This is a genomic window from Streptomyces sp. NPDC101152 (assembly GCF_044768275.1).
GTDB lineage: Bacteria > Actinomycetota > Actinomycetes > Streptomycetales > Streptomycetaceae > Streptomyces.
Map to the genome: position 1 here is coordinate 1 of NZ_JBIWPO010000152.1, position 1011 is coordinate 1011.

Annotated in this window: 1 protein-coding gene; it reads left to right on the plus strand. The window is 72.2% G+C overall.

Features of this window, described 5'->3' with window-relative positions; genetic code table 11:
- Positions 1-1011: substrate-binding domain-containing protein (locus ACIRVK_RS45585; protein ID WP_404258079.1), on the plus strand; the 1011-nt coding region annotated here is incomplete at both ends.

Here is a 1011-nt window from a genome sequence, read left to right on the forward strand (position 1 = left end):
GCGTGCGCCGGTGATGGCGGATGTGGCGCGGCTTGCGGGGGTGTCGCATCAGACGGTCTCGCGGGTGCTGCATGATCATCCGAATGTGCGGCCGGTGACCCGGGACCGGGTGCTGGCGGCGGTGCAGGAGCTGGGGTACCGGCCGAACGCGGCCGCGCGGACGCTGGCGACCCGGCGGACCCGCACGCTGGGTGTGATCAGTTTCAACACGACGTTGTACGGGCCGGCGTGCATGTTGTACGGGATCGAGCAGGCGGCGCGGCAGCACGAGTACTTCGTGACGGTGGCCGCGGTGGGTTCGCTGGACCGGCGTTCGGTGCTGGACGCGGTGGACCGGCTGCGGGGTCAGGGGGTGGAGGGGATCATCGTGATCGCTCCGCAGACGGCCGCGGTGGGTGCGCTGGCGAACGTGCCGGCGGACGTGCCGTTGGTGGCGGTCGGCTGCGGCACCCACACCGCGTTGGCGTCGGTGGCCGTGGACAACGAGGCGGGCGCCGAGCTGGCCACCACCTATCTGCTGGATCTCGGGCATCGCACGGTGCACCATCTGCTGGGGCCGCGGTCCTGGCTGGATGCGCAGGAGCGGGAGGCCGGGTGGCGGGCCACGCTGCTGCGGCGGGGTGCGCCGGTGGTGGAGCCGTTGGCGGGCACGGACTGGACGGCGCGGACCGGGTTCGAGCTGGGCCGGCGGATCGCGGCCGATGACCGGGTGACCGCGGTGTTCTGTGCGAACGACCAGATGGCGTTGGGTCTGTTGCGGGCGTTGCAGCAGGCGGGGCGGCGGGTGCCGGAGGACATCAGTGTGGTCGGCTTCGACGACATGCCGGAGACGGAGTACTTCGGTCCGGCGCTGACCAGTGTCCGTCAGGACTTCGACGAGCTGGGCCGGCGTGCGCTGCGGGCGCTGATCGGGATCGTCGGTGACCCCGACACGGGAGTCCCGGCGGCCGAGGAGATCCCGCACATCGTCATCCCGCCCACCCTCGTCGTCCGCACCTCCGCCACCCGTCC